The following is a 26,198-nucleotide window of genomic DNA, read 5'->3' as shown; positions in this document are numbered from 1 at the left end:
AACACATATTGCGAATATTCAACATGCTCTAATGTCATGATCATCAATAGCAACTTACCATACAACGTATCCATTCGATAATAAAAGGCTAAAACTGTGTCTAACTCAACTATTACCCTATCTGATAACGGTTATCTTGTTAATGAGTTGAACTGCTATTTGCAGAAAGATGCCGTAGACATTACTTTGGCCAATATGCAAAATTTTGAGCATAAATATGACGCGTATTACCGTGCTCAGCATTATCACTATCAGTTGCCACTAGGTAAACTATCATTACTTGAGCTCATATTATATTTGCCTGCTAAAAGTAGTCTGGTCGATATTGAGGCCGCGCGCATGGCGGTAGTAAAGGCCGCGATAATATGGCACAAGACGTATCTTGCTCAGCATAAAAATAACGACAACATGAGCCATGATATTTTAGCTTTTGATATTCAGTTCACTGAAAAAGGTGAAGAAATTAATAAAATTAAGATAAATCCCCAGCAACGACAATCCCTAAAACGGCTCACTCATGGCTTTGGTGTTCGCTATTTTATGGAAGATTTGGTTGTAGATATGAGTGACAGTGTGCAGCAGCTACAAGTTTTTAGCTGGCATGATTGGCAGACGATATTGGCAAGCCTACACACACCATGCGAGCTATGGCGATTTTTGAATTATCGTTTAGGGCAGTTGCAATATTCGGCCAGTAATCATGTCGCTAGTTTTGAATCAGAAGTAGATTTGATCACTAAGTTTTTGCATAGCCTAGCTTTATTTACGGATGCTATCACAGTAGATAATACACTTATCAAGTATGAAATGCAGGATGAACCCAACCCTGCATTAGTCGCTATGACGCTTGCCTACAAAAACAAAAGTACAACTGCGCAGATGTATCATCAGCATATGGCGCAAGCGGCAGCTCTGTGGTCGCAGCTAAGCGCCCAAATGATAGAGACGCTCGATGCAGAGGTGCTAGACGATGCTGATAAAGAGACATTAGGAATAAAACGCTCTCATTGGCAACAGCAGCTATTGGATGAGTCTTTATTTTCACGCCATGAGTTGGTTCGAACTCTATATAGATATCCTAAACAAGGGAGTAGCTTGCAAAAAGAGGGTTATGTCGTGCATCAACACTCTTATGAGAGTTTGGGACGGCATTATGTATTGATATTTTATGGGCAAGATTTTGACAGCCAACACAGTAAACAGGCTATTCAACCAAACTTAGCCAAGATTGCACAGGATGTTGCGAGCCGCCTACCAATAGCTGAGCTGCATCATGTGATTGTATTGGGCATTGATTTTATTGATGAGTCTAATGACACCTTTATTGATATTGATCTGTGGATTCAACCAGTTGATCCAATGACTCAGCGTGAGCGCCAGCTGACCAAGCAATTACAGCGTTTAAATCAACAGTGTAAAAAACAAACGACAAATAATTTATCACCAGGTAAAGATGAGTCAATGCGAATGCAATTAAGTTTGAATATACCTGCACGGAAGACCAAGTCCTGAGTATAATTTTGTAGCGATATTTTTGTAAACACTAAGTTGACGCCATAAAAAAGACAGCCTAGGCTGTCTTTTTTATGTTCAAAATGTATCGTTAACTAGGGCTTATTTTAAGCCATTGTTAGTATCAACATCAGTAAAGTCTTTACTTGGCGCTAGATCTGAACCAGTGTCGATATCGTTATCACTTGTTTCAACATGAGTGATATCTACATGACCAGTACTAAGATTGTTGGTATCAACAGTGCTCGTAGGTAAGTCATTAGTCATTGTACCTGAAGCAGCAGGAGTGTTCTCACGAACTGAGTCAGCAACTTTTTCTTGAGTAGAAGAACTTGGTGTTAACACAGATTTCGCTTTAGCTTCCTCGCGTTCTTTGTCCATTTTATCCTGCATTTTACGTAGGAAACGTGCAGCAGCTTCTTGACCACCAAGACCAAATGAGAGGGCAAAGGCCACGGCTACGGCACCTAGGGTTAGGCCAAATGCTAGGTTAACGATAGAATCAGCAATACCCATCGCTTTTAGACCCATGGCAAGTACTAAACCCATGATCAATACCCGGACGATATTTGCTAAGAACTGCGAGCCTTGCTCAGAACGCTCAACGACACCAGCAATGATATTAGCAAGCCAAAAGCCAATAAAGAGAATGATTGCACCCAAGATGATGTTGGCACCAAACGCAATAAACATGGCGATAATGGCTGAGATAGGCTCAAAACCTAATAAATCAGCGGCGGCAATCGAGGCGAATAACATTGCAAAGAAGATAATTGCATAAGCAACTAAGTCAGAGACTCTCTTGTTACCCATGGTTTCTTGCAAACCAACTTTCGCAGGTAGCTGATTGATCTCAGTGTTTTCGATCAAACCTTTGATGATATTGGCAACCATACGTATTACATAGAAGGTTACGACTAAAATCGCAATTGCCATAAAGATGTTCGGCAGTGCTTCCATGATTTTGTTCAGCATGTTCGTTGCAGGACGAGCAATCACTTCGATTTTAAGGGCATTCAGTGCTGCAATGATAGTTGGGATAATCACTACTAAAAATGCTAATGAACCAGCAATGTTAGGTAAGCTATTCTTTTCGCTTAAACCTGCCTTTGTAGCCAATTCTTGGACATCAAAAGTAGCAACAAGATTGGTCACAATGCCGCGTACCACTTTAGCAATGATATAGCCGACAACAAAGACGATACCAGCAATGAGGATGTTAGGAATAAAGCTAAAGATTTTATCAACCATGTTAGTCAATGGGGCAAATAAACCATCAAGTTCTAATTGACCCAATACTATCGTTAAAACAATCAATAAGATGAACCAATAAACCATATCAGCAATCGTGCTGCTCATTGGTTTTACGCCAGCTTGCGCACTTAAGCGTTCATCCATTGACGTCTTAGCCAGTCCAGCATTGATGGCTGTACGAGTCACTGTGGCGACAACCCAACCAATAAGACCTAGAGCGATAGCACCGATTAGGTTAGGAATAAATGCTAGGACTTGATTGACCATATTTGCAAACGGTGTCGAGATTGAGTTCAAGTTCAATTGGTTCAGCGCCCCAGAAATCGCGATGATAAAGATAAACCAAAATACAACCTTAGAGATAATACCTTCTAAATCGTAGGTCTTACCCGTTGAAGAGCTCATGCGTTGGTTTAGATTGACCCTAGATAATACATTACGAACCAGCGCCGCGATACCCAGTGCCACTAGCCAACCGATAATAAATATTAAAATAGCACCAATAATGGAGCCGATAGGCCCACCAAGATAACCGTTAAAAGATGTATACATTGGGTTCATCTTATCCTCCTTTAATCATCATGTAGAATCAGCTAAACAATATCATGAGTACAGCTATTATTAAGCGAAGCCAATACATAGATGGTTATGATAAATAGTATCTTTAAAGTAAGTTATGCGATGATATTATAATTTTTGAGTATGTAACCTTATCAAAAAACGTTGGTTTATCTTGTGTTAACTGCTTCACTGCCAATATTAATCATCCATGATAAAGACGTACACTCGGTTACTTATCACCTTAACTAATTCAGCTTAGCTGATGTACTAGGGGATTTAAAGATAGAAAGCTTAACGTGTTACTGTATTTGTGTGATAACTTGTTATTATGACGATAAATATTAACATAGACTGTACATTCGCCCGATAATTTGATGGCAAACATGGTTCCTAAAACTAAGATTTGTTATTATAGGAGCATGTGACATCTCGCCACTATCCTTACAATTTGAGAGTACTTTATGAAAAAAATCACTACTTTAAGCGTTGGTGCACTTGCTAGTGCTATGTTGTTAGTAACAGGCTGTAGCACAAATAACGGTAACCAAGAGACAGCTGCTCAAAGCGTTTCAATCACCGAGCAAAGCTCAGCAAATGAAAAAGTAGGTTATAGCTTGGGTTATATGATGGCTGAAGGTAATAAAGAAGCGGTCGGCGATCTGAATCTTGATACCTTTGAAAAAGGCTTCCGTGATGGTTATGAAGGTAATGAATCAGCACTGACCCAAGAGCAAATGCAGGAAGTATTGACGACTTACCAAAAAGAGCAAGAAGAAAAGTTCGTTAAAGACATGGAAACAAAAGCTGAAGAAAACAAAACTAAAGGCGCTGCATTCTTAGCAGAAAATGCTAAAAAAGAAGGCGTCAAAGAAACGGCTTCTGGCTTACAGTACAAAGTCATCACAGCAGGTACGGGTAAGTCACCAAAAGCGACTGACGTGGTTGAAGTAAACTACGAAGGTAAGTTAATTGATGGTACGGTATTTGACAGTTCTTATGAGCGCGGTGAGCCAATTGAGTTCCCATTGAACCAAGTCATCGCTGGCTGGACAGAAGGTCTACAGTTGATGAAAGAGGGTGGCAAATACGAGTTTTATATCCCATCAGATATTGCTTATGGCGAAGCGGGTAACGCAGGTATCGAGCCTAACAGCACGCTTATTTTTACGGTTGAGCTATTAAAAGTAAAATAAGCTTAGTTAACCGTGTTAAAAAATAAAGTCATAAAAAAGCCCTCATAATATTTACGAGGGCTTTTTTATGACTAGAGTTTGAGAGTCTAAAGAGTCTTTTGAAAGACTTTAGAATTACGACCATTATGGTACTTTTCTTGGCGCGATTCAGGTAGTGCGCTGGCCTCGACTTCGGCAAAGCCTTGCTCGACAAACCAGTGTGCCGTCCGTGTCGTTAACACAAATAACTTATGGAGACCATGACTGCGCGCTTGCTGCTCTAAAAATGCCAGTAAGTCCGCACCGCGACTACCACTACGATAATCGGGATGTACGGCGACGCATGCAACTTCTGCTGATTCTGCATCCAATGGATATAGCGCCGCGCAGCCCAAAATCATACCATCACGCTCGATGACACTATAGTTGTCAATCTCTTGCTCTAAGCGTTCACGTGAGCGGCTGACTAATATGCCTTGCTCTTCTAGCGGTGATAATAGCTCAATCAGTCCGACCACATCGTCAATATTGGCACGACGAATCTCTTCGTAAGGGTCATGGCTGATAAGAGTACCAGAGCCATCGCGAGTGAATAACTCTTCTAATAAGGCACCGTCTTTGGCGTACGAGATGATGTGGGTGCGATGGACGCCTTGGCGGCAAGCCAAACTGGCACAATTTAAGAAATAATTGATCTCGCAATTTAAGTCACGATCACGTAAGAAGCGATCGACTTCATTAGGAATCATCTCTCTTAGTAAGCGATCATCATCATTAATCCCTGCTTCTTCGCCTAAGAAAATAAGTTTATCCGCACCAAGTGCTACGGCTGCACTGAGCGCCACGTCTTCAGCTAGCAAATTAAAGACTTCACCAGTCGCTGAATAACCCATCGAGCCTAAAATCACAATATGGTCGTGTAGCAGGTTGTTTTTGATGGCTTCAACATCGATAGAACGCACTTCGCCAGTCATTTGGTAGTCGATACCATCACGAATACCGTAAGGACGTGCGGTCACAAAGTTGCCTGAAATGGCATCGATGCGTGAGCCATACATAGGCGAGTTGGCCAGTCCCATTGACAGCTGCGCTTCGAGCTGCAGGCGAATAGCGCCTACCGCTTGTAAAATAGCAGGCATCGCCACGCGCGGTGTAATTCGAATATCTTGATGCAGTGGGGAAGTAATGTCAGCATCTTTCAAGTTCTTTTCGATTTGCGGTCGCGCTCCATGTACCAATACCAGCTTGATACCTAAGCTATGTAATAAAGCAAAATCATGAATCAGAGTGCTGAAATTTGGATGATTGACCGCCTCACCACCAAACATAATCACGAACGTTTTGCCGCGATGGGTATTGATGTAAGGGGCAGAGTTACGGAACCAATGGACGTATTCAGGGTTGATTTGGGGCATGGCGCTAGTAGTCATAATAAGGGCAATAGTAGTGAGGATAAGAAAAGGGGCGTAGCAAAAAATGCCTATCGCTAAAGAATTACCATAGCAAAAAACGCCGTTATGAGCTATCTTTTATTTCAGTAGTGTCAATCAATTTTTATCGCTGATGAACTATATACACAACCTCAACACGGGGTTAGTGTACCTACAAACACTTTTTGCTATGCTAAACGCTATTGCTTTACAGGCAATGAACGAAGATAATCAATAAAAATAAAGCACTTTATACGCTAATCTGACCAGCTATGACAATATGGACGCATGCAGTGCTTGTCATCAGTGGTCACTATAATCAGGTGATCGATACTAAGTATTAGGTATGTCAATACTATAACAATCGACTATTTATAATTAGTCATGTTTCTTATAATTAGCCATGCTTCATCTAAATTGTGCTACCTGTAAACGATTAAACATACATCACAAGTTATTCAAGTTTTACCAGCTGCGTTTTACCGACATATTAATCAGGGATAATGAAAATCATGAAAAAAAGTAACCAATTTGCTAGCCCATTTAGTGCCTGGAGCGGGCATCGCTTATTTCACGTTGTGGCTGGCACGCTCATCGGTGCGATGGTAGTGACGCAAGCCTCGGCAATGCTACCAACGCCAGAACAAGCCGTTGATAGTTCCGCAGCTGTACAGGCCAATGCCACTAAAAGCAGCAACTCAAGTGCACAGGCCGTCAATAGTAAAATTACAGCGTCATTGATTAGCGTTGATGCAAACGGTCAAGAGGTTTTGGCTCCGGTGAATGCCAGTACGCGCCTACAGTCAGGTAATGTCTTAGAGTACCAAGGTTATTTTACCAATACTAATGCAGATCGCGTCCGTAAAATGACCGTGACCATGAGTATCCCTGAGCAGGTAGAGTTATTGCGTACAGTATCACCTGATTTTCCATACGGCAGTGCAGATGGCAATACTTTTGCCCGTATGCCATTACGTGGAAAAGTGGATAACCAACTGCAAGAAATTCCATTAAAATATTATAAAGCGGTACGCTGGGATTTAGAGGGTGTCGGTCTTAATGACACTGTGGTGGTTAAATATCGCGCACGTGTGAAATAAGTCAGTCATTTAATACTAAGTTTTGTATAAGTGTTATTTATGTAATACGGGCTTAATGTTCGCTGAATCACAAAAAGCATCACGGCTCATTGCTGTGGTGCTTTTTTATGGGTTGTAAGGGGTTTTGGTACGCCGTTACAAGGCGCTTAAAGCGTCGCGTATTTGCGGGCAGATTTTTCTTTGATTAATTGCTTAATGGCAGCCATCTGTGCGGTAGTGGCTTGCGAGCCCGCAGCTATGAGAGCACGGCGCTGGCTGGTATCTATTGAGCTGATATGACTGACCGCAGGAGTAATCAGCACATCAGCACGATCTCGTTCACGGTGTATCGATGAGGAGCGGTTGGTGGGTGACACGACATTGGTTTCAAGCAATCCCCAAAAATCACTTAATGAGCTGATAGTTAAAGCTTTTCCATCAGAAGCACTGTTGTTTGGAGCAGCGGTTACATCAACGGCAATAATAATGTCAGCGCCCAAGTCACGCGCACTATCGACAGGTACTAAGCTGACCACACCGCCATCGATATATTTTTTACCGACTCTTTCAGGGATACGGGGGGCGATAAAAATATTAGGTACGCTACAGGACGCTTGAACGGCAAGCCCCGCATCACCAGTGGTAAAAATGGCTTTTTTCAAAGTATGCTTCTCCGCTGCGACTGCTGCAAAACGGATGGGAAAATCCTCTATGACTCGTCCATCGACTTTATCGTTGATAAAGTTTTTGAGCTTGATGCCCTCGATGACACCTTGATTGGATAAGACAAAATCTGTCAATTCACTGTCTGTAGTGGTCAGTGCCAGTTGCTCAAGTTGTACTGGTGTGTAGCCGCTGGCATATAGGCTACCAACCAAGCTGCCGACGCTAGTGCCAACGATGAGCGTGGGTTTAATGCCGTTTGCTTCTAGTGCTTTAATCACTCCGACATGGGCGAAGCCTTTGGCACCGCCACCGCCCAATACCAATGCGACGCTGGGCGCTTCTATAATAGGCTCGGCCACGGGTGTTGTCGGTGTCAAGGTGCTACAGGCACTGATATAAAATCCGAGTACGGTAACTAAGCTGGTTTGTAGCCATTTTAGACTATGACGAGATTGTCGATACTGGGTAGGAGCGAACATAAAAACACCTTATAAAATGGCCATAATATGGAAAATAAGACATCAGTTATTGATAGGATACAAATGAGCAGTTTGCCTTTCAGGCTTTTTGACGCAGTATTACTAAATAGCTGAGCATAAGCAATTGTATTGTCAGCTATAATGAACTGAGTCGGTGTTTTGATGTGTCCTGTTTATGACAGCTGTTTTATAAAAACTGTCATCATCTACGGTATATTGAAAATACTTGAATGAGTATATGGAAATTAAAAATAATATCGTTAGGATCTTTGATGTCAGTATCGGTGAACTCTTCTTTAACCAGCCCAGCAGACCATATAAGGCCTGATTTGTCACTCTCAGCACTAGATATGCCAGTGACCGCACTGGCAGGTGTGGGATTAAAAGTGGCAGAGCAGTTGGCACAATTGAATATTAAACGAATATTTGATTTATTGCTGCATTTACCACGTGATTATGAAGATCGTAGCCGATTGTTGTCCATAGCAGAGGTGGGGCATGGGCAGTCTGCGCTCATCACTGGGCGCGTGGTGCACGTCGATAGCAAGAGCAGCGGTATGACAGTCGTGGTAGATGATGATACGGGCACGATGTCTTTGCGATTTTTTAAGGTTTATCGTGGTCTTGCACAAACCATGAGCTTAGGGACGCGGTTGCAAGTGTTTGGTGAAGTAAAAGTCAGCCGTTATGGCAAGCAGATACATCATCCTGAATATCAAATTATTAGCAGCAATGAAGCCATCGTCAATACGGGCCTACAGCCTATTTATCCAAGCGTTAAAGGCTTGCACCAAAATAAGCTGCGTACCTTGATTAAGTTGGCATTACAGACGGTTCGCAGTCAAGGATTGCCGATGACGCTGTTTACCCCTACAGACTTTGCAGTCGTGGCTGACTTGCCATTAGCACCTTTTGAACCGACGAAAATAGTAGTAACAGAGGCAGAATACCCAGAAGATATATTCTCGACACTGGCACGTAGTGTGCCAGATAATACGACTGGTAATAGTGTATATAAACCCAGCCCATCTACCTATAACGTTAATACTGAAATCCATAGCGTGGCTGCTAGCATTGCTCATAACAATGTCTATAACCTGACGATATTTGAAGCCTTAGTATTACTGCATACCCCGCCGACTTATACCGACGCAGGTCAACAATATAAGTTATTGACCCAATTAAGTACCCGCACTCATGCTGCCTGTCAGCGTTTAATCATTGAGGAACTGACGGCGCATCAGCTCAGTCTATTATATCGTCGTCAGCAATTGCATCAGCATAAAGCACCTAAATGTGCTACGCAAAGTCCGCTTACCGATAGGCTATTTGCGGCATTGCCATTTGATTTAACTGGTGCACAAAAAAGAGTGATGAGAGACATCACGACTGATATGGCAACTTCTATCCCGATGCTACGACTGGTACAAGGCGATGTGGGTGCTGGCAAGACTTTGGTCGCAGCAGGTGCAGCAGGTTATGCGCTTGATAGTGGTTGGCAAGTAGCAGTCATGGCGCCGACGGAAATCTTAGCAGAACAGCATTTGGTTAATTTCAAACAATGGTTTGAGCCATTGGGTATTGGTGTTGGGTGGCTTGCTGGTAAGCAAACGGCCAAGCAGCGCCGCGAAGCATTGGAAGCAGTTGCAGAAAACACTGTCCAAGTGGTCGTCGGTACCCATGCATTGTTTCAAGAGCAAGTACAGTTTGCTAAGTTGGGACTGGTCATTATTGATGAGCAACATCGATTTGGCGTTGAGCAGCGGATGGCATTGACTAATAAAGGGGTAGCCAATAGCACGCCGCATCAGCTGATTATGACTGCCACCCCGATTCCGCGTACGCTTGCGATGAGTGTTTACGGTGATATGGACACCTCGATTATTGATGAGCTGCCACCGGGACGCACCCCAATTACGACGGTGACCATTGATCGTAATCGACGCGATGAGGTGATAGAGCGTATTGCGGTTAATTGCGAAGCGGGTAGGCAAGCGTACTGGGTGTGCTCATTGGTAGAAGCATCTAGTGTGCTGGATGCACAAGCAGCTGAAGCCACTTATGAAGATTTAAATGAGCGCTTGAATATTCGCATTGGTCTTGTTCATGGCAAAATGAAGTCCGCTGATAAACAAGCCATTATGCAGGCATTCAAAGCTGGTAATTTGGATTTGTTAATTGCCACAACCGTCATCGAGGTGGGTGTCGATGTACCCAATGCATCATTAATGGTTATCGAAAATGCGGAGCGTCTAGGGCTTTCACAATTGCATCAGTTGCGCGGGCGCGTTGGGCGCGGCTCAACCAAGAGCTTTTGTGTTTTGTTATACCAAAAACCGTTATCAGAAACAGGCACAGAGCGTTTGAACGTGCTACGTGATAGCACCGATGGTTTTGTCATCGCTCAAAAAGACTTAGAGCTGCGTGGACCGGGTGAGCTACTGGGTAAACGCCAAACGGGTAATGTGGGCTATTATTTGGCCGATCTCATTCGTGATGAGCAATTATTTGCCATTGCCCAGCGCTTGGCCAAGCATTTGATTACAGATCCTACGCGCAAAGCGGATGTTAGCCAACTGATTCACCGCTGGATGCCCGAGGCGAGTCGTTATACCAATGCCTAGGGCGTGTCCTCAATTCAATCGATTATCCTCTAAATGGACTAAAAATGGCTAAATTTTGCCAAACATCGTCAAATAGATTATCAATATCTCGATATTATTTGCGCTACTTTCCTTGTTTGACGGCAATTTATCACCATTTTTTAAATGAGGACACGCCCTAATCAAAGTGAGTCAGCACTATGATTTGATGCAGTCTCTAAGCAATAAATTAATAGCAAAAAAAAAGAGGACAGCCAACGCTATCCTCTTACGTTTTTTTGCTACAGAGCCATTTTTTCGAAACAAAGCTATTTCGCTTTTTTCGCTTTTTTCAATGACTTCTTGAGATCTTTGAGGTCTTTCTTTTTCTGTTTAATTTTCGCTTTAGTGTCTTTAATTTCTTGCTTAAACTTCTTTACGTCTGATTTATTAGCCATGATTGGTTCCTTTATTAATTGAGTTATATTAATAATGACAAATTACCTCATAAATACAAGTCTAAACTGTAGGGAGTATGTATCGTTAATTTTTGTGAGGGATTACTCCAAGAATATTTGTCTTATCTCAACTTGTTCAATATGCCCGCACCGCACAGTTAATTACCTATTCATCGGGTGAATAAGTTTTAAGAAAGGAGGATTTTGGGTAAAAAATATTTAGGGACTGCACTGGGCATATGTTGTGGTCGTCTGTCTTTATTTATCGTTCACCTTATAACTTTGGTATTAATATCTTTATTAAGTTCAGTGTCTTACTATATCTAGATTACTATCAACAATTGACTATGTAGATACTTAACACAATTGACCCAATGACGAGATAGTCTACAATGTTAAAAGACCATTTTTGCTAAGATCGGCCTGCATCATTTTGTTTCCCTTATGCTTTTTACGGCGTTAGTACCGTGCTTATTTATAGAGACCGACTATGAGTGATTTTAAACACCCTGATGATAAGCAAGCACCGACTAGCGAGCAAGAAACCAATATTGAGTCATCTCAACACGTTGAGCTGCCCCCATATCGTCAATCTGATACTTTTTCTAAAAAAACCTCTTCAAAACTACCATTATGGCTGCTACCCATATTGGCAGCCGTGCTTGTCGCTGGCGTGCTACTTGGAAAGTATTGGGGCAACAATGACAGTGGAGTGGAAGACGAGTCGACAGCCTCCGCCGCTAATGGTGCGGTCAGCGATCAGGCAACTGATGGTAATGCGAGCACGGAGCAGTCTGTACTGTCAGTAGAAACCGTTAGTCCAAGCCAAGATGATATCGGTAGCACACTCAGCGCTGATGGAACCATCAACGCCAAAGATATCGCTAATGTCAGTGCAAAAGTCAGTGGTGTGGCTATCGAGCGTGTATTGGTCGAAGAGGGCGACCGTGTGAGAGCGGGGCAAGTGTTGGCCATGTTTGATACAGACGCCATGGAGCAACAAGTGCTGCAAGCTGAGGCCGATGTCGCAGAGGCAGAAGCAACGCTTGCCAATGCTAGCGCCGATGCTGCCCGTGTATTGCCACTGATAGATATTGATGCCATTAGCAAACAAGAAGCCGATCGCTACCGTACCTCTGAGGTGCGTGCCCGCGCAGCATTGCAAGCGTCCAAAGCCCGTTTAAATACTCAGCGTTTGACCCTTGATAATGCCACAGTAGTCTCCCCTGTCAGTGGTATCATCAGTGAAAAAATGATCGAGGTTGGACAGGTTGCAGGTGGTGATCCATTATTTACGATTATCAAAGGTGGCATATTGGAGTGGCGAGCAGATATTGATCCTAAGCTTGTCGGCGATATCAACATTGGCACACCGGTACGAGTCGGGCTACCGGGCGATGATGTTGTGATGGGGCAGGTAAGCCGTATCGCACCGACGGCAGATAATAATCGCCAAATCACGATTTATGCGAGTCTCGCTGCTAATCCAAACATACGTGCTGGCATGTATCAGACGGGTGAGTTTTTGCTCGGCAGTACCAGCACGCAAACTATTCCTAATAGTGCTATCGTCAGCAATGATGGCTATGACTATGTGATGGTAGTAACTGATCTAACTACGACAGACGGTAAGTCGATGGGTCGTATCAAGCAACAACGAGTGACATTGGGCGAGCGACTTGGCGAAAATGTCGCCGTACTAGAGCCATTGCCGAATGACAGTCATATTGTGAAGCAAGGCGGTAGTTTCTTAAATGATGGAGATTTGGTGCGTATCGTTAATGGTGTGAGCCAAACGGCTACAGCAGCGCAGGCACAATCATGAGTCTAAATGTCTCTTCTTATTCGATAAAAAACCCGCTCGTTGCGATCTTGCTATTTGTGCTTCTGACATTAGGCGGCATCTATGGCTTTATGAAAATGAAGGTACAGCAGTTCCCGGATATCGACCTGCCCGCTGTGGTAGTAACGGTAACACTACCGGGTGCTGCGCCCTCGCAGCTCGAAAATGATATCGCCAAAAAGATTGAAAATAAATTGACCAGTATTGAGGGTGTGAGCCATATTCGTACTACGCTACAGACGGGTGCGGCGACGATTGCTACTGAGTTCAACTTAGAAAAAGATATTCAAGAAGCCGTTGACGATGTACGCTCGGCGGTCGGCGAGGTACGTGGCGATCTACCAGCCGCCGCTAATGATCCTATTATTACCAAGGTATCTACCGCAGGGTTTCCAGTCGTGACTTACTCTGTTGCAGCTCAAAATATGAGTGTGGAAGATCTATCGTGGTTTGTAGATGACACCGTTACCAAGCGACTATCTGATATACCGGGTGTTAGTACCGTTAGCCGTGTTGGCGGGCTTCAGCGTGAAATTACGGTTGCCGCTGACCCAATTGCGCTAAGTGGTCTAAAACTATCCATCTCCCAACTATCGCAACAAATCGCGGGCATCCAGCAAGACAGCTCTGGCGGAGAGGCAGAAGTAGGAAATACGACGCAGACTATCCGTGTACTTGGTGCCGTTGAGCGAGCCAATGAGCTTAACGACGTACAAGTCGCGGTTCCCACTGGCGGTACACAAGCGCTTGGACGGATGGCACAAATCACCGATGGCGCCGCTGACCCAAGCTCTATTGCTAAGCTTGATGGTGAAACGGTAGTAGCATTTAACATCACTCGCTCGCGCGGTGCTAGTGAGGTTGATGTCATGGCGCTTGTCGATGACGAGCTTGCCAAGCTGACTGCTGATGTGGGCAATATCAGCATCGAAAAGGTTTATGACAGAGCGACGCCCATTGCTGAGGATTATGAAGCCTCTCTACGGATGTTGATCGAAGGCGGTATTTTAGCTGTTATTGTCGTATTTCTATTCTTACGCAATATTCGGGCGACTATCGTTGCCGCTGTTGCTTTGCCTTTATCCGTGATTCCTACCTTTTTGGGCATGTATCTCTTTGGCTTTAGCCTCAATATTATCTCGCTACTGGCATTATCGTTGGTCATTGGCGTACTGGTCGATGATGCGATCGTTGAGGTCGAAAACATCATACGGCATTTACGTATGGGCAAGACCCCTTACGAAGCTGCGATGGAAGCGGCTGATGAGATTGGTCTGGCGGTGGTAGCTACGACCTTTACTTTGATTGCTGTGTTTTTGCCAACAGCCTTTATGGGTGGTATCGTTGGACAGTTTTTCCGTCAGTTTGGCTGGACGGCGGCGTTATCGATTTTTGCATCGCTCATGGTGGCGCGTTTGATCACACCGATGATGGCGGCCTACATATTGCGACCTGAGAAAAACCACGTCGAGAAGCAAAGCGCGATGATGGGGTATTATCTCAAAATTGTCTCATGGACATTACATCGTCGCTGGCTAACCATGGGTGCAACATTAATATTGTTTGTGGCCTCACTAGGGCTGGTCAAGCTACTGCCAACGGCATTTATCCCTGATAACGATATCGATCAAACTCGAGTGGCAATTGAGCTGACGCCCGATGTGTCGCTTGCAGATACAGAGCGGGTAGCGGCGCTTGCCAGTGAGCGTATTTTGGCCATGCCTGAGGTGACTAATATATTTACGTCTGTGGGAGAGGCACAGGCATCGATGGGTGCGTCGGATGGTGGTGGCGGTAAAGCTGAAAACATTGCGGGCTTGGATATCGTACTTGCCCCACGTGCAGAACGAGGCACCAAGCAAGAAATAGAACGTAAAATTAGTAAATTAATGACCGAAGTGCCAGGTGCTCGCTTTACGGTTGGGCTATCGAGTGGCGGAGAGAGTGGCTATAATTTTTCGTTAACCAGTACCAATCCTCAACTACTCGAACAGACTGCGCAAAAAATCATGACTGAGATACGCGGTCTGCCTAGTGCAGGCGCGGTGACCAGTGATCGCAGTTTGCCACGCCAAGAGCTCACCGTAACGCCAGATAGACTAGCGATGGCTGACAAAGGGGTGACGACGCAAGACATTGCGACCACGTTACGTGTGGCGACTGTTGGCGATTATGAGCAGCGCTTGTCTAAGCTCAATCTTGATACTCGTCAGATTCCTATCGTGGTGCGTCTACCAGATGTAGCCAAGCAAAACGTCAGTCAATTAGAAGGCTTATATGTGCCGAGTACCATGCCTGCAGAGCAAGGGGTACGGGTGGGCGAAGTCGCAGCGCTCGATTTTGGTACAGGGCCTGCGCAGATCAGCAGGCTAGATCGGGAGCGTGCGATTAGCATCACAGTGCAACCAGCAGATGGCGAGCTAGGCGATTTAGTACAAGCGGTCAAGTCAGTGCCAACCATGCAGCAATTGCCACCTTCGATTACCATTATTGATCAAGGTCAAGCTGAGAACATGGCCGATCTCTTTAGTGGGTTTATCATTGCGATGTCAGTGGGTGTGGTCTGTATCTTAGGCGTTCTTATTTTATTATTTGGCCGTTTATTACAGCCATTTACCATTTTGATGGCATTGCCTTTATCGATAGGCGGCGCGTTTGTGGGTCTGGTGATTACCAATAGTAGTCTGTCGATGCCTTCGATGATTGGTTTTATTATGCTCATGGGTATTGCGACCAAAAACTCGATCCTACTCGTTGATTATGCATTGATTGCTCAGCGTCGTGGGCTGGCGCGTTTTGAGGCCATTATGGATGCCTGTCGTAAGCGTGCGCGGCCTATCATCATGACCACTATTGCGATGGGTGCAGGGATGTTGCCACTAGTATTTGGTTGGGGCGATGCCGATCCTACGTTTAGGCGACCGATGGCAGCAGCGGTATTGGGTGGTCTAGTGACCTCAACGCTATTAAGTTTGGTGGTTATTCCAGTGGTCTATACCTTGATGGACGATGTGTCAGGATGGTTTGCCAAATGGCTTGTGCCAAGTGGCAAAGAGCAGGCAACAACGGACAGTAAAGTATGATTTAACGTTTTTATTTGACCACACACATGACATAGCGTTATCAGTGATAATATTGTGTCTAAGACAGACAAGCCCATACTTATTGATTAAGTATGGGCTTGTCTGTCTTAGACACAATATATAAGAGCACAATATATAAGAGCACAATCACAAAGGATGTGGTTACCCCGTCATTTATTATTGCAAAGGAATGTCACTATGAATCAAATGTCCCTCTCGGCAGTCATACTGTCCTCTCGAACGTCTCTCCTAGCTTTGTGTATAAGCATGTTAGGTATCGCCAGCAGTTATGCGATGACTTACGATATAGACCCCACCCATACCAATGTACGCTTTGCTATTGATCATTTTAATACCTCTACCAACACAGGAGGCTTTTATAATTTAACGGGACAGCTAGATTATGATCCAGTGGCTAAGACTGGTAATATCTCGCTAGTAATTCCTCTGAACAGCTTAAATACAGGCAATACAGCATTTGATATTACACTAAAAAGCGCAGATTTTTTCGATATTCAGCAGTTTCCACTGGCTCAATTTGAGTCTACCAAGTGGTATTTTACGACTGATGGTAGTGGCTCAAATGTCAGTAAGGTTGATGGTATGTTGACACTACATGGCAAGACTAATCCCGTTACGCTGACGGCCACCAAGTTCAATTGCTACCTAAATCCGATCCTGAAAAAACCAGTTTGCGGTGGGGATTTTACAACGACCATTGATCGCACCAAATGGGGCATCAGCAAATATACATTATTGGGTATTACGGAAAAAGTTCAGCTGAACATTCAGATTGAAGCAGCTAAGCGATAGAGTTGGTGATTCGTCGCCTTATATCGCCTATGAGCGGCTAAAAAAATCCAAGACTTATTTGAGTCTTGGATTTTTTTATGGCGTCATCGTTCATCATACTGACATTTTCATACGTTTAGGTTGACTAGCAGATAGGGGCACTCTCTTATTCTATAGCCTATATATTAAAAGGCTTAAACGACTATTGTGTACACTTGTACACCTAGGTTAGAATGGACTGCCACGCTTGATAAATAAAGTATGTATCAATCATATTTATTGCTAATTGATTGTCATGGTTGTCACCGTAATCGCTTGGGTTATGCAGATAATCAATCCACATGCCAATCATATTTATTACTATAAATACCACTTATTATCGAAAGTAATTGATAAGAGTTGCATCTTTATTATCACTCATTTCATCCAAAATCCCGACAATCACAAAGGAATGTTTAAAATGTCAGAAAATACAATCAAAAATAGTGAGTTAGAAGAAATGGGTATCACTATACAAGAGCAGCTCTTAGAGACTGGTATTCAAGATGAATATGCAGATAAGATAGCCGCCGATTATATAGAGAAGCTCGCTAACGCAAGGCATGATAAGGACAGTATCTTATATAAATCGTTTGAGGTTAAAGAATATTATAGAAAGTCAGACTTGCATAAGTCTATCAATCGCATTATTAATCAACTTGAGCCTTTGAGAGTCGCTCTTGTATATGAGAAACTCGCATTAAAGCAAGCAGTAGCGGAAGGTAATGCGCAGGTAGCAGATGAAAGCATGAAAGTTGTGGCCAAAAAGAAGTTAGAAAGAAGTAAGCTTGAGCAAAAGCTTAACGTGCTTATCGGCAGTATAAACAAGCTTCAATTTGCCAGCTAATACAACCAAAATAATCATAATAAATATTAAAAGGTGATTGGTTTTATAAGCCAATCATCTTTTTTATTTTAAGATGGTATAGCCATATTAGCCCCATATTAGCCATATTAGCCATATTAGCCATATTATATCTCACTTAGGTAGGCTGTCAGCCTTGCTTAGACTGCTGTTTGTAGTATGTCATCTACCTCCTTTATATAAAAATAATCCTGAATCAACTATCCAATAAATTATTAACATGAATGATATTCATCTTATGTTTAAATAGTATCGTTTTTATTCATGTAATAGTTTGGGTATGATTCACCTCATACACAAATTTGGTTTTATCTCAAATAATGAGAGTAGATTAGGGTAGCGAATTATCATGAGTAAAGAATTTAGCTGTGCAATTAAGCGCATTCGTTTTGATGAAAACTATCATCCTGCAGATAGCACGCGTCTAACGACGAATTTTGCGAATTTGGCGCGTGGTGAGCATCGCCAAGAGAACTTACGCAAAACGTTAACAATGATAAACAATCGTTTTAACGCCTTGGCACATTGGGATAACCCAACCGCAGACCGTTATTCTGTTGAGGTTGATATTATTTCTGTCGACATGGATGTTGAAGGAAATGGCGATACCTTCCCTATCATCGAGATGCTAAAAACAACGATTGTTGATCATAAAGAGAACACCCGTATTGACGGTATGATTGGCAACAGTTTCTCCTCTTATGTGCGCGATTATGACTTTAGCGTCGTACTGTTAGACCATTTTGATAAAAATCCCTCATCGCCACCACCAGTAGATTTTGGTGACTTACATGGCAAGCTGTTTCAATATTTATTGAACTCAGCCGCCTACCAAGCCAACTTCAATAAACAACCGGTGATTTGCCTCAGTGTATCCACCAGTAAAACCTATCAGCGTACGACCAATCAGCATCCTGTGTTGGGCGTTGAGTACAAACAAGATGACTATTCGTTAACCGACGACTATTTTCATAAAATGGGCTTAACCGTTCGCTACTTTATGCCTGCTGGTAGTGCTGCACCTTTAGCCTTTTATTTTGCGGGTAACTTGCTGAGTGATTACACCGATCTTGAGCTGATCAGTGCAATCAGTACGATGGAAACTTTCCAAAAAATCTACCGACCTGAAATTTACAATGCCAATTCGACAGCTGGGCAAGTGTATCAACCCAGTTTGAAGTACCAAGATTATTCACTGACACAAATTGTCTATGATCGTGCAGAACGCAGTCAGATGGCGGTAACGCAAGGTAAGTTTACTGAAGAGCAGTTTATTCAGCCCTACCAAGACATTCTTGAGGAATGGGCAGCAAGCTATGATGTTCAAAAACCTGCTACTAAAAAACGCGCTGCTTAAATTGACTAAAATTAATAGTAAATCCGATATAGACACAATATAGTGAGACTGGAATGAATGTTGTGCCGCCTCTGTCCGCGTAGACACAGCACGCAAGAAAAATTTATACCAGTCTCGCGTCAAAAATATAACGTATCTACTTTATTTAATATCGACACTTCATATCGACCATAAAAAACCAAAATATAAAAGATAAATTACCATGAAACTATTATTACCGACGTCAACCGCTGGCAGCTTACCGAAACCTTCTTGGCTAGCAGAACCTGAGAAAATCTGGTCACCTTGGGCATTAGAGGGTGAGCAATTGATTGAAGCCAAACAAGATGCGCTACGTTTGACATTGCAAGAACAAGTACATGCAGGCATTGATATTGTCAGTGATGGCGAGCAGACCCGTCAGCACTTTGTGACCACATTTATTGAACATCTGGATGGCGTCGATTTTGAGAAGCGCGAGACCGTGCGCATTCGTAATCGCTATGATGCCAGTGTGCCGTCAGTCGTGGGTGCTGTCAGCCGTCAAAAGCCCGTATTTGTGGAAGACGCTAAGTTTTTGCGTCAACAAACCGATCAGCCAATCAAATGGGCACTGCCGGGGCCGATGACGATGATTGATACTTTGTATGATGGTCATTATAAAAGCCGTGAAAAATTGGCTTGGGAGTTTGCCAAAATTCTGAATCAAGAAGCCAGAGAGTTAGAAGCGGCTGGGGTGGATATTATCCAATTCGATGAACCGGCATTTAATGTGTTCTTTGATGACGTCAACGACTGGGGTATTGCTACTTTAGAGCGTGCCATTGAAGGTCTAAAGTGTGAGACGGCGGTGCATATCTGCTACGGCTATGGTATCAAAGCCAATACTGATTGGAAAAAGACACTGGGTTCAGAGTGGCGTCAATATGAGCAAGCCTTTCCTAAATTGCAGCAGTCGAATATTGATATTGTCTCTTTAGAGTGTCAAAACTCACATGTTCCCATGGATTTGATTGAACTCATTCGCGGTAAAAAAGTGATGATTGGCGCCATTGACGTGGCAACCAATACCATTGAGACTCCTGAAGAAGTGGCCAATACGTTACGCAAAGCACTGCAATTCGTCGATGCGGATAAGTTGTATCCTTCGACCAACTGCGGCATGGCACCGTTGTCTCGCCAAGTGGCACGAGGCAAGTTACAGGTTTTGAGTGCTGGCGCAGCAATCGTTCGTCAAGAGCTGACCGTTTAGTTTTATTAATGAGCCCTAGCTTGTTTGGGCTTATAAGTGACCTCAGTTATCAATGTACTTAAAGATTTAAAATTTAGGAGTTAAGTCATGATTGAAGCCACCGATTTTAGAGACGCCATGTCTTTGTTAACAACCGCGGTCAATATTATTACCACAGAAGGCAGCGCTGGTGTCCACGGATTTACCGCCTCTGCGGTGTGTAGCGTCACCGATACACCGCCAACCTTACTGGTTTGCATGAATCAGACGTCCCGCTCACATGGCCATTTTGTTGAGAATAAAACCTTAAGTGTTAATGTGTTGGGCGCACAGCACGAGCCAATATCCAATGCTTTTGCCTCCAAATTGAGTTCGCAAGAGCGATTTGAATATGGCTCTTGGTCACAGCTTAAAACTGGCGCTCCCGTTTTAGAAGATGCGTTGGTCAGTTTTGATTGTGAAATTCAGGACATTCAGCAAGTGGGCACACATAGCGTCTTCATGTGCCGAGTGGTCGCCATCAGACAAAGTGAGCAAGAGGAAAGTTTGGTGTATTTTAATCGTGCCTATTCTCGGGTTGGTCAAGTGGATCAAGTAGAAATCGCTTAAGTTGGCTTTTTAACTGACTGATTGTCACTTAACTAAAATAACCATCGTACTAACTCTAAATAAGAAGTAAATATCCTGTGGAACTAATCATTTTTTTAATCATAGGCGCGCTAGCAGGATTTGCTGCGGGGCTATTTGGTGTGGGTGGTGGCACAATTATTGTGCCATTATTATTTATCGTTTTTACGCAGATGGGTTACAGTCCTGACAATATCATGCACTTAGCATTAGGTACGTCATTGGCGACCATCATTGTCACCTCTATAAGCTCGTTAATGGCACATAATAAGAAAGGCGCAGTCATGTGGCCTGTCTTTAAAAATCTGACGCCAGGCATGGCGATTGGTTGCTTCTTTGGGGCGGGGATTGCAGGCGCGATCTCAGGCGGTCATCTACAAATTATCGTGGGTACGTTTTTGCTGTGGGTCGCCTTTAACATGTTTACTGGCGGCAAAAAGCGGATAGATGGTACAGCAAATGATGCCAGTACTACCCAAACAGCATTGCCGTCAACGCCTAAGCAATTGGCAGCAGGTGGGGTTATCGGTATCGCTTCTGCCATTTTCGGCATTGGTGGTGGCAGCTTAACCGTCCCTTATCTTACGCGCTATGGTGTAGTCATGCAAAAAGCGGTTGGCACGTCCGCTGCTTGTGGTCTGCCGATTGCTATTGCTGGAGCATTAGGCTTTATGTTCTTTGGGATGCAGCAACAAGTTGATGCACCCAATACCATTGGCTTTGTCCACATTTATGCCTTTCTAGGGATTAGTATCATGAGCTTTTTCACCGCAAAGCTAGGTGCAAAAGTCGCCCATATACTATCACCAGAGCTTTTAAAGAAATGCTTTGCGGTGTTATTAACGGTTGTGGGGTTTTACTTTCTTTATAAAGGGCTAATGTAAGTATTTATATTGATGCATTTCAGGTGCAAAGTTCACAAACGGAATTGTATTGCTTAGTGCCGAAAATCATACCTAACTTAGCAGTCTAATATAAGTGGTTCCATGATAAAGGTCTATTTTAAGTGGTCTGTTAATAGGTTTATAGGGTAAAATAACTGGTTCCCTTGAGGTATAGCCAAAAAGACACATCGTGTTCATTGATTATTAAAGAGCTAAATCAATATTCACAGGTTTTCATTTAACCCAAAATCAGCCAATGTTTTTGAATTATTATTAAGAACAACTTTTACAAATTCAGGATCAATCTTTAAAAACAAATCAAGAGCATCTTTTATTTTCCAATAATTATCTTCAGGTTTCTTAATAATAATTTCCAGATGCTCCTTCAATAGAGGTATATATTCATAAAATCTTTTACGAAGGATTAGATAAAATACTCTACTAATCTCAAATGATTGTAAGTTAGAATCTTTAATAATCTTGGATATGGGTTCGAATATCTCTTGTCTTGCTTTAGCCCCTTGTCCTAAGTCTGATAAGCTAGCCCAGTAACTGATAATGCTATCCAGTACATGTTTATATGTATCATCATAACCGTGCAAGCGATGTTGGATCATTCCTTGTAAACGATTATTCATTAAAAGACTTCTAAGAGTATCGAATCCTTCTCTAACACCCCAAGATGTTAATAACCTGGAGACATCAAATAAAAGAGATTCATCATCGACCTCTAGTAGTGCTATCAATTTCTTAAGACGCTCTATGGGTACATCTTCTAAATCTATTTCGTCTGGTATTTCAGTATAATCCACGTTGTCTGGAATACTGTACAGTAGAGTATCTATCTCGCTTTTATTCATTTTATGACCTTGCAATTAGCTTGTGTATTTTGATGATTTTTTACCATAACGTCCTTTTTTAGAGTATGTTCGACTCCTGTATAGCGCATCGATCACGATTTAATACTATTTTCGGGCTTGTAAAGCTTATTAGTCAATATAAGGTTAATTAAATAAATGGCTCATTTGGATATACATGCTAAAGCAGAGATTGGTAAATCCTTAGCAGGGTTCACACTAGGTGAAAAATTGGAAAGCTTTCTTCATTTTATCGATAAGACAGTTGATGGAAATGTTAAGGAATGGACGGTTGATTTAGCCTTAGACAATACAGGCGTCTTACTTTTTGAGATACCAAATAATAACGGGTATATAATATATTTTTCAGAACCTAAACTAGAATTAGGCTTTACTGAAAAAGGAACTCTATGCGATATTAGCGCTGGCGCTGGTTATAAAGGTGATATTTTTGAAGGTAACATTAAAATTGGTAGCCGTATTGGAGATATAGATCATGCCTTAGTTTTGGACGATGCTGAAGATATACATTATCTTGCTGATAACGAAGGACAGATGATTGAAGGGATATACTTTGTAGCCGGTGGCTTAGAGCTTGAAGAAGATCCCGACTCCATCATAGAAGAAGTTGGGATTTATAATTACAACTTAACTTAATATAGTAACTATTCTGGTCTCGATACCATCTTATTCAAGTAACCTTGCATCGCCCAACAAGTACACTGTGAAGTACACTACAATAGTATAAATAATCAAAACCATTGATGCCATTAGCATATAGCTTAATATTCAAGTCCTCACTAGGGTACCAAACCAATGAAAGCACTTGGTTAGCTCGTCAAAGGTATTATTTAGAGATAAGTTTTAACATTAAAATAAGGATTAAGTTTATGTCTCAATTCATAGATACAGGTAGTAGGCTACTAAATACTCATAATATAACTAATATTATATTTCTAGACGAAGCTAAAAGAATTATATTTGAGACTGAAGATATGATGTTTAGTATTACAGAAGATTTTATAAAGAGAGAAGATTACGAAAGGGCATGTAATAACCTAAGAATTAATCTAAATACTATCGTTATTTAAGTTAGGTTAGCAGGTATTTACCATCACATTGGTTGTTTGAACACGTTCAATATCTATATAAGTAACCGAAAATATTCCCATAATAGTGTCAATTCACTACCTTTTTACTATCTGAAATGGGCGGTAGATAACCCCAAAAATACTTGATTATTCTCATAACGAATCTTATGTTAAATATATTTGGAAGTTAGTATATAAGTGATTAATATTTTTATATTTCGTTATTCATAAAAAAGCCTTTACCATCTAGTTTATATAAGATGGTAAAGGATTCAGTATGATACTTTATTACTCGTTCACAAATTGTCAGTGAACGATGAACCTACTCAACAGTCACTGATTTTGCGAGGTTACGTGGCTGATCGACGTCTGTGCCACGCATTACTGCGACATGATAAGACAGCAGCTGTACTGGCACACTATAGACGATAGGGGCAAGCGTCTCACAAACATCCGGCACATAGACCACGTGCAATCTGTCTTCTGCGACCATTTGACTAGATTCGCTTGCAAAAACAAACAGCTCACCATGACGCGCGTGTACCTCTTGCATATTGGCTTTTAGCTTATCGAACATGCTGTCTTTTGGTGCTAGTACAACGATGGGCATGTCTTTATCAACCAATGCCAATGGTCCATGTTTAAGCTCACCTGCTGCATAACCTTCGGCGTGAATGTAAGAAATCTCTTTTAGTTTCAGTGCACCTTCCAAGGCAATAGGGAACTGCAAACCACGACCTAAGAACAAGCAGCTCTTTTTATACTCAAAATGCTCACTCATGGCTTTGATAGGTGCATCAAGGTTTAAGCTGGCATATAGTTGACCACGTAGCTCTTGTAACTGACCAAGCAAGGTACTCAAATTTTCGCCAGTCATGCGCTCCTGAACGACACCCACTTTTAAGACCAATAGCATTAAAGCGGCAAGCTGAGTGGTGAATGCTTTGGTAGAAGCAACGCCAATCTCTGGACCGGCAAGCGTTGGTAAAAATATATCCGTCTCACGTACCAAAGATGATGTTGGTACATTACATAGTGCTAAGCTGACTAAACCTGCTGGTGTGCTCTTTTGGATATCACGTAGCGCTGATAATGTGTCTGCTGTTTCGCCAGATTGAGAAATACAAATGACGAGTGTGTTATCGACGACGACAGGATTGCGATAGCGGAATTCACTAGCGACTTCAACTGAACAAGGCACACGAATAAGGCTCTCAAACCAATATTTTGCGACCAAACCTGAGTGGTAACTGGTACCACAAGCGATGACTTGGACGTGCTTAATGCCTTTTAATTGTGCTTCGTGACGCTGTAAAAAATCATCGCGCAGTTTAGACGGCTCGTCGCTATCTACAGCCATCTCAACAGTACGGGCGACCGCGTCTGGCTGTTCATAGATTTCTTTGAGCATATAATGCTTAAATTCACCTTTATCCGCATTATGTTGGGCCGCGTCAATTTCATGTATCTGACGTTTTACTTCGACACCATCGGCATAAACCTGAATGCTACTACGCGTCAATTTGGCAATATCGCCTTCTTCTAGATACATAAAGCGATTGGTGACCGGCAGGAGGGCTAGTTGATCAGAAGCAATAAAGTTCTCACCGATACCCACTCCAATCACCAATGGAGAGCCTAAACGAACAGTAATTAGCTCTTCTGGGCAGTCGATATGCAGAATACCCAGGGCAAAGGCGCCATGTAATAAAGGAATAACAGCACGAACGGCTTCTAGTAAATCAGGCGTTGTTTTGTAGATATCATTAATTAAATGAGCGACGACCTCAGTATCGGTTTGCGAAGTAAATACGTAACCTTTAGCAATCAATGCTTCTTTTAACTCGGCATAGTTTTCCACGATACCGTTATGTACCACAGCAATCTTGCCTGAGACATGCGGATGGGCGTTACGCTGAGCCGGCTCGCCATGCGTTGCCCAACGTGTATGCGCAATACCAATATGACCATCGAAAAATTCAGGATTGACTGCCACAGCATCGACCAACGCTTGCACTTTACCCACTTGGCGCTCGCGATGAAGTTCGCCATCACGAATGACGGTCAGACCGGCAGAATCATAACCGCGGTATTCTAAACGTTTAAGACCCTCAAGTAAGATATTGGCGATATTACGCTCAGCGACTGCTCCAACGATTCCACACATAACTATTCCTTAAATTCGATGTTTTATGTTTTGATTTTTGACAGCTTCAATGCTTAACAGATCAAATGCTTTGAGAGGCGATAATGTTCAGTCAATAAATAATAGAAATTCATACTATGATAGCTTTTATATTAACAATTTTGACGCTATAAATATAAGGAAGCAGCATCACAAAAATTGTCATGCTGCT

The 26,198-nt window shown here is 42.6% G+C and carries 19 protein-coding genes; 13 read left to right on the top strand and 6 right to left on the bottom strand.

Going from position 1 to position 26,198, the window contains the following annotated elements:
• The first annotated feature begins 96 nt into the window (after positions 1–96).
• A complete protein-coding gene (locus tag JMX93_RS13725; protein ID WP_499205049.1) occupies positions 97–1,512 on the top strand; it encodes a hypothetical protein in 1,416 nt (471 codons plus the stop codon).
• Positions 1,513–1,614: 102 nt separating this feature from the next.
• On the opposite strand, the gene JMX93_RS13720 is transcribed toward JMX93_RS13725, so the two are convergent.
• On the bottom strand, positions 1,615–3,327 hold the full coding sequence (locus tag JMX93_RS13720) for a mechanosensitive ion channel (RefSeq protein ID WP_499205048.1): 1,713 nt from the start codon (positions 3,325–3,327) through the stop codon (positions 1,615–1,617).
• 461 nt (positions 3,328–3,788) lie between these two features.
• Between JMX93_RS13720 and bamJ the strand changes: the two genes are divergently transcribed.
• A complete protein-coding gene (bamJ, locus tag JMX93_RS13715; protein ID WP_193012159.1) occupies positions 3,789–4,520 on the top strand; it encodes a BamJ family beta-barrel-assembly machinery protein in 732 nt (243 codons plus the stop codon).
• A gap of 86 nt (positions 4,521–4,606) precedes the next feature.
• Here bamJ and argA read toward each other — a convergent pair whose 3' ends face one another.
• On the bottom strand, positions 4,607–5,929 hold the full coding sequence (gene argA, locus JMX93_RS13710; protein WP_193007269.1) for an amino-acid N-acetyltransferase: 1,323 nt from the start codon (positions 5,927–5,929) through the stop codon (positions 4,607–4,609).
• A 512-nt stretch (positions 5,930–6,441) separates the two neighbouring features.
• Between argA and JMX93_RS13705 the strand changes: the two genes are divergently transcribed.
• On the top strand, positions 6,442–7,029 hold the full coding sequence (locus JMX93_RS13705) for a hypothetical protein (protein WP_193012157.1): 588 nt from the start codon (positions 6,442–6,444) through the stop codon (positions 7,027–7,029).
• A gap of 146 nt (positions 7,030–7,175) precedes the next feature.
• Here the strand turns inward: JMX93_RS13705 and JMX93_RS13700 are convergent, their stop codons facing one another.
• On the bottom strand, positions 7,176–8,153 hold the full coding sequence (locus JMX93_RS13700; protein WP_499205047.1) for a patatin-like phospholipase family protein: 978 nt from the start codon (positions 8,151–8,153) through the stop codon (positions 7,176–7,178).
• A 272-nt stretch (positions 8,154–8,425) separates the two neighbouring features.
• Here JMX93_RS13700 and recG point away from each other — a divergent pair, with 272 nt between their 5' ends.
• Complete coding sequence (gene recG, locus JMX93_RS13695; RefSeq protein WP_499205046.1) at positions 8,426–10,777, top strand: ATP-dependent DNA helicase RecG; 2,352 nt, start codon at positions 8,426–8,428, stop codon at positions 10,775–10,777.
• A 287-nt stretch (positions 10,778–11,064) separates the two neighbouring features.
• On the opposite strand, the gene JMX93_RS13690 is transcribed toward recG, so the two are convergent.
• Positions 11,065–11,193, bottom strand: coding sequence for a hypothetical protein (locus JMX93_RS13690; RefSeq protein ID WP_264298246.1), 129 nt, complete (start codon positions 11,191–11,193; stop codon positions 11,065–11,067).
• 490 nt (positions 11,194–11,683) lie between these two features.
• On the opposite strand from JMX93_RS13690, the gene JMX93_RS13685 reads away from it, so the two are divergent.
• The 8 genes from JMX93_RS13685 (at position 11,684) to JMX93_RS13650 (ending at position 21,893) form a co-directional block, all read left to right on the top strand.
• On the top strand, positions 11,684–13,018 hold the full coding sequence (locus tag JMX93_RS13685) for an efflux RND transporter periplasmic adaptor subunit (protein WP_499205045.1): 1,335 nt from the start codon (positions 11,684–11,686) through the stop codon (positions 13,016–13,018).
• Positions 13,015–16,119 carry an efflux RND transporter permease subunit gene (locus tag JMX93_RS13680; RefSeq protein WP_499205044.1) on the top strand — a complete coding sequence of 1,035 codons (3,105 nt, stop codon included), beginning with the start codon at positions 13,015–13,017 and terminating at the stop codon, positions 16,117–16,119. Before JMX93_RS13685 ends, JMX93_RS13680 begins: the two co-directional genes overlap by 4 nt.
• A gap of 198 nt (positions 16,120–16,317) precedes the next feature.
• Complete coding sequence (locus tag JMX93_RS13675; protein WP_499205043.1) at positions 16,318–16,932, top strand: YceI family protein; 615 nt, start codon at positions 16,318–16,320, stop codon at positions 16,930–16,932.
• Between the two features lie 439 nt (positions 16,933–17,371).
• Positions 17,372–17,797, top strand: coding sequence for a hypothetical protein (locus tag JMX93_RS13670; protein ID WP_193012154.1), 426 nt, complete (start codon positions 17,372–17,374; stop codon positions 17,795–17,797).
• A 367-nt stretch (positions 17,798–18,164) separates the two neighbouring features.
• Positions 18,165–19,172: a DUF1852 domain-containing protein gene (locus JMX93_RS13665; RefSeq protein ID WP_198332589.1), complete on the top strand. Its 1,008-nt coding sequence runs from the start codon at positions 18,165–18,167 to the stop codon at positions 19,170–19,172.
• 202 nt (positions 19,173–19,374) lie between these two features.
• Entirely contained in the window at positions 19,375–20,403 is a 1,029-nt protein-coding gene (locus JMX93_RS13660; protein WP_499205042.1) for a methionine synthase, read from the top strand.
• A gap of 87 nt (positions 20,404–20,490) precedes the next feature.
• Entirely contained in the window at positions 20,491–20,991 is a 501-nt protein-coding gene (locus JMX93_RS13655; protein ID WP_198332591.1) for a flavin reductase, read from the top strand.
• A gap of 77 nt (positions 20,992–21,068) precedes the next feature.
• Complete coding sequence (locus tag JMX93_RS13650; protein ID WP_198332592.1) at positions 21,069–21,893, top strand: sulfite exporter TauE/SafE family protein; 825 nt, start codon at positions 21,069–21,071, stop codon at positions 21,891–21,893.
• Between the two features lie 224 nt (positions 21,894–22,117).
• Here the strand turns inward: JMX93_RS13650 and JMX93_RS13645 are convergent, their stop codons facing one another.
• Positions 22,118–22,753, bottom strand: coding sequence for a hypothetical protein (locus JMX93_RS13645; RefSeq protein WP_198332593.1), 636 nt, complete (start codon positions 22,751–22,753; stop codon positions 22,118–22,120).
• 156 nt (positions 22,754–22,909) lie between these two features.
• Between JMX93_RS13645 and JMX93_RS13640 the strand changes: the two genes are divergently transcribed.
• Positions 22,910–23,407 (top strand): hypothetical protein, encoded by a 498-nt coding sequence (locus JMX93_RS13640; protein WP_198332594.1) that lies wholly within the window; start codon positions 22,910–22,912, stop codon positions 23,405–23,407.
• Positions 23,408–24,163: 756 nt separating this feature from the next.
• On the opposite strand, the gene glmS is transcribed toward JMX93_RS13640, so the two are convergent.
• Positions 24,164–26,008, bottom strand: a complete 1,845-nt coding sequence (glmS, locus tag JMX93_RS13635; RefSeq protein WP_499205041.1) for a glutamine--fructose-6-phosphate transaminase (isomerizing) — start codon at positions 26,006–26,008, stop codon at positions 24,164–24,166.
• Between the last annotated feature and the right edge of the window lie 190 nt (positions 26,009–26,198).

Origin of the sequence: Psychrobacter muriicola 2pS, assembly GCF_904846535.1 — a bacterium.
GTDB classification, from domain to species: domain Bacteria; phylum Pseudomonadota; class Gammaproteobacteria; order Pseudomonadales; family Moraxellaceae; genus Psychrobacter; species Psychrobacter aquimaris.
Note: the sequence above shows the minus strand (reverse complement) of the source record. Positions and strands in the feature narration are given on the sequence as shown.